This window comes from Natronogracilivirga saccharolytica, from assembly GCF_017921895.1.
GTDB lineage: Bacteria > Bacteroidota > Rhodothermia > Balneolales > Natronogracilivirgulaceae > Natronogracilivirga > Natronogracilivirga saccharolytica.
The window spans coordinates 1-255 of the sequence record NZ_JAFIDN010000049.1 but is presented as its reverse complement, the minus strand read 5'-3'; the positions used below and the strand labels follow the sequence as shown (position 1 = coordinate 255).

Annotated in this window: 1 protein-coding gene; it reads right to left on the bottom strand. The window is 63.5% G+C overall.

Annotated elements, in window-relative coordinates; all coding sequences use genetic code 11:
• Positions 1-217: hypothetical protein (locus NATSA_RS15915; protein WP_210513496.1), on the bottom strand; the 217-nt coding region annotated here is incomplete at its 3' end.
• Between the last annotated feature and the right edge of the window lie 38 nt (positions 218-255).

Below are 255 nucleotides of genomic sequence, written 5' to 3'. Positions count from 1 at the left end.
GGCCGAACAGGCTCACCTGAAACTCCGGGGAGACCAGCAGGTTTTCCGCCGGCGGGGAGAAGTTGCGGCGCGTGCGGCCGGTGCCCCCGCCGAAGCCGGCCTCAGGATCCTGCTGTTCATCGAAAAATGAATCCGGAACGTCGATCGAGCCCTCATCGTCGCGGGCATAGAAGCCCGAGAGCATAACATAGCTGCGGTTCTGGTTACCGTAGCCCAAACGGCCTCCGTAGAGCATGCGCTCGTAGCTCAGCCGGC